Source organism: Bradyrhizobium sp., assembly GCF_036009065.1.
Lineage (GTDB): Bacteria > Pseudomonadota > Alphaproteobacteria > Rhizobiales > Xanthobacteraceae > Bradyrhizobium.
On sequence record NZ_DASYMN010000096.1, the window covers coordinates 1 to 4,100 of the forward strand.

Below are 4,100 nucleotides of genomic sequence, written 5' to 3' on the forward strand. Positions count from 1 at the left end.
GATCTTGTTGGACAGATAGGAGGCGTGGTCGGTCAGCGAGGCGACGTCGCGCTGCATGGTTTTCAGCTGCTCGCGCATGTCCTTCGACCATTTGACGCCGTCGACCGCGGCGGCCACGAACGTCACCACGCGTCCGACCGAAACCAGGCTTTCGCGGACTTTCGAGGTCAAATCCCCCTTGCGGCCGATCTTGATCAGGATGTCGGAATAGCGCTTGGCCTGGCCGCTGCGCGAAGCCCCCTCGGGCTCGAAAATGTCGTGGCTGACCTCGTCAACGTCGGCGCCGGCGCGCTCCAGGATGTCGGCGCAACGGTCGATCACCGCGTCGAGCAATTCCAAAAGCACGGTCTCGCCGTTGATCCCGGGCGCGCAACTCCGCGCCAGCTTGTTCTCCACCAGCGTGAACGGTTTCGGCAGATCGTAGCGCACCGTCACCAGGCGGTGGCCGGCGAGGATGAACGTCACCGGCGTGATCCGCGGCGATTGGGTATCGGCCGCGCACATCAGCGTCGCCGTCATGTAGCGCGCGCCGTTTTCGACATAAAGCCGGCTCGAAATCTCGATCTCCTGCATGTCCTCCCGGGTCGGCACCGCGATGCCGGCCAGCTTTTCCACCGCGCGGTCCTCTTCGGTGGTCGGCTTGACCAGATCGATCCACACAGCAGCCTCCGGCAACGCCGCGAAATCGACCGGCTCGATTTTTTTCAGCGCGAAGGCGGCGGGAGCATAGACCGAAAGCATGCGGAAACTCCGGGACCGGCGACGCAAGGGTCAGACCGCGGACATGGCATCCCGTCAGTGCTCCATTTCGTTCGCTTTTGGCAAGCACTTCCCACCGCCGATTAACCCCATTTGCGGCGATGAGGTGGCAGGGAAGTGGCCGTGCTTCGGCAGGTGGTTTACGACTGCTTAAAAACTGGCCCAAATCCCGAAAAGTAGCGGCAGAAAAGACACAGCCAGCGTCCCGCATCGCGGCAGAGGCATGTAAGTACTGGAATTATGGCGGATTTCGACGATACTGGGGCTTAACAGAATCGTGGCTTTTGAGGCGCAAGTTGACGCGTCCTGATTTGATCCAGGTGGAATCCAGATGTCGTCGTTGAACGTGAAATTGGCTATCCTGGCGGCAGGCCTGATGTTGTCGGGCTGCATGCAGGGGACCACCTATCAGGCCGCTCCCACGGCCGCCATGAAGCCGGCCGACAAGGCCCAGCTCGACAAGGCGCGCTATGACAAGGTGCCCGTCGCAGAGCCGTTCCGGCGTGCGATCGTCAATTATCACCGCAAGGAGATGCCGGGCTCGATCGTGATCGATTCCGACAATCACTATCTGTATCTGGTGCAGGACGGCGGCAAGGCGATCCGCTACGGCATCACCGTCGGCGAAGAGGCGCTGGCGTTCTCCGGCATCGCGCGGGTCGGCAACATGGCGGAATGGCCGAAGTGGACGCCGACCGCGGACATCCACAGGCGCATCGAGGGCCTGCCGGGTACGGTGCCCGGCGGCGTCGACAATCCGCTCGGCGCGCGCGCGCTGTATCTCTATCAGGGTAACCGCGACACCCTATTCCGCATCCACGGAACCAACCAGCCGGAATATATCGGCGCCTCGATTTCCTCGGGCTGCATCCGCATGACCAACGAGGACGTGATCGACCTCTACAGCCGGGTCAAGCAAGGCACCATTGTCGTGGTGCTCGACCCCAAGCAGGGCGACTCGCCGTTCAATTCGAAGATGGCGCTGCAGGGCGGCAGCAACATGCCGTTGAATTGACCGTGCCCGCGGATGACCAACGAGGACGTGATCGACCTGTATGATCGGGTGAAGATGGGCGCCATCGTCGTGGTGCTGGAGCCGAGGCATGGCGACTCGCCGTTCAATTTCGAAGGTGGCGCTGCAGGGCGGCGGCAACTCGGTCATGCAATAGCGATCGCTTTCGCAAGGGTTCTAGTGTGTGATGCTTTGAGGTCGAAGCGGGTGGCGTCACCTCTCCCCGCAGGGGAGAGGTCGAAGCCGGAGCGCAGCGCAGGCTTCGGTTGAGGGGACTCAAGCGCTCGGACTCGGATAGGCCCCTCACCCGCCGCGCATCTGACGATGCGGGGCGACCTCTCCCCTGCGGGGGAGAGGTGAGCTGAGCGTCGCGGCGACTCGACAAACCCATCATGCTCTAAAAAGCGCCGGCTCTCCGGCGCTTTTTTGTTGGCCGCGGTTTTGGCTGGGGAACAGGCTCCGCTTCGGCATCGTCGGGCTTGGCAGCGGCAGGCCTGGCGGCGTCGGGTTTGGCGGCGACTTCGCGCGGCGGCGCCTCCTCCGGACGCCCGGCTGGCAACAAAGGGGCGACCGCCGGCATGGAATCGTAGACGTTCCACTGGCAGATGCGGTAGCCGCCGCGCCGCTCGGCAAGGTCAAGATGGATGTGGTCCTCGTGATACCAGTCCGACCCCGGCCCCAGCACCGTGGTGAACCGCGCGCACACCGAATGCAGCACAGCCTCGCGCTGCTCGCGCGCCACGCCGCGGTCGGTCAGCGACAGCGACTGGCCGTTGGCGAATTTCAGGGCGCGCAGGTCGAGCGCATTGGCCCGGCCGTGCTCGGACATTTTTGCACCCGATACGCGATTGCGGCCGCGGCATTCGAATGAATCGAAGTTGTCGAGCTCGGCAAGCGTGGTGCCGAGGCGCTGCGCCAACGGCGCCATGTCTGACCGGATCCAGTCTGCGACCGCCGCGGCGATGGTGCAGCGGAGAATCGCCGCCGGCTTTACCGCGACCTGCTTCTTGTCCGGGAGCACCACGGCCTCGAGCCGGACCAGATCGCCGCCGCCGCATGCTCCGGGCCCGCTGATGGCGGGAATGCTGGGCGCAATCGCAATCGCCTCGGTCAGCGCCAGCCGGCAGGCCGAGGGCGGCGGCGGCGCGGGCGCAGCCTGTTCCGCGGCCGGCTTTTCGGCCTCCTCGGGCTTGCCCTCCACGGGCTTGTCTTCAATGCCGGGCGCCTCCGCCGGACGCGGCTTGGGCAACGGTATCGATGAAGCCACAGCCCGGCGCTGCTTCGGCCGAGCGTCCCGAAACAGCTCACCCCAGGGCGCCTGCGACCAGGCCCCGGACCTCCGCGCCGCCGCCGGTCCGGTTTGCGCGCAAATCATCAGCAGCAGGGCGGCAACGGTAACCATTGGCCGTTTGTCGCAGCCGAGGCCGCCACAAGGCCATTTTCGGCTTGCTTTTGCCGCGCTAAACTTCATGACAATTCCTTGAGGGAAGTGCGACAAGCGATAACACATTGGAGGGACGTTCGTATGCGCGGCTTGATGCAAGACTGGCCTTTGCTTTGCCACCGGATTATCGAGCACGCAGCTTCGATCCATGGCAACCAGGAGGTGGTGACGCGGTCGGTCGAAGGCCCCATACATCGCACCAATTACGCCGAAATTCGGAATCGCGCACTGAAAGTCTCGCAACGCCTCGATCGCGAAGGCATAAAACTCGGCGATCGCGTCGCCACCATCGCGTGGAACACCTGGCGCCATCTCGAGGCCTGGTACGGCATCATGGGGATCGGCGCGATCTGCCACACCGTCAACCCGCGGCTGTTCCCGGACCAGATCGCCTGGATCATCAACCATGCCGAAGACCGCATCGTGATGACCGACCTGACCTTCATCCCGATCCTGGAAAAGATCGCCGACAAGCTTCCAAGCGTCGAGCGCTATATCGTCTTCACCGACAAAGCGCACATGCCGCAGACCACGCTGAAGAACGCGGTCGCCTATGAGGACTGGATCGCCGAAGCCGATGGTGACTTCCAGTGGAAGACCTTCGACGAAAATACCGCGGCGGCTATGTGCTATACCTCGGGCACCACAGGCGATCCCAAGGGCGTGCTGTATTCGCACCGTTCCAACGTGCTGCACGCGCTGATGGCCAACAACGGCGATTCGCTTGGCGCCAATGCCGAAGACACCATGCTGCCGGTGGTGCCGCTGTTCCACGCCAACAGCTGGGGCATCGCGTTCTCGGCGCCTTCGATGGGCACCAAACTGGTGATGCCGGGCGCGAAACTCGACGGCGCCTCGGTGTATGAATTGCTGGATACCGAGAAG

At 63.7% G+C, this 4,100-nt stretch carries 4 protein-coding genes and 1 pseudogene; 3 read left to right on the plus strand and 2 right to left on the minus strand.

Annotation, left to right across the window (positions count from 1 at the left end; translation table 11 throughout):
• On the minus strand, positions 1–741 hold a 741-nt coding region (locus VGP39_RS05785; RefSeq protein ID WP_327567150.1), incomplete at its 3' end, for a CorA family divalent cation transporter.
• 349 nt (positions 742–1,090) lie between these two features.
• Between VGP39_RS05785 and VGP39_RS05790 the strand changes: the two genes are divergently transcribed.
• Both VGP39_RS05790 and VGP39_RS05795 read left to right on the plus strand, forming a co-directional pair.
• Positions 1,091–1,774, plus strand: coding sequence for a L,D-transpeptidase (locus tag VGP39_RS05790; RefSeq protein ID WP_327567151.1), 684 nt, complete (start codon positions 1,091–1,093; stop codon positions 1,772–1,774).
• Between the two features lie 9 nt (positions 1,775–1,783).
• A pseudogene (locus VGP39_RS05795) lies at positions 1,784–1,928 on the plus strand (L,D-transpeptidase); the annotation flags it as partial.
• A gap of 240 nt (positions 1,929–2,168) precedes the next feature.
• On the opposite strand, the gene VGP39_RS05800 reads toward VGP39_RS05795, so the two are convergent.
• Positions 2,169–3,242, minus strand: a complete 1,074-nt coding sequence (locus VGP39_RS05800; RefSeq protein ID WP_414644575.1) for an extensin family protein — start codon at positions 3,240–3,242, stop codon at positions 2,169–2,171.
• Between the two features lie 54 nt (positions 3,243–3,296).
• Here VGP39_RS05800 and VGP39_RS05805 point away from each other — a divergent pair.
• Positions 3,297–4,100 (plus strand): AMP-binding protein (locus VGP39_RS05805; RefSeq protein WP_327567153.1); only part of this gene is annotated, 804 nt, incomplete at its 3' end.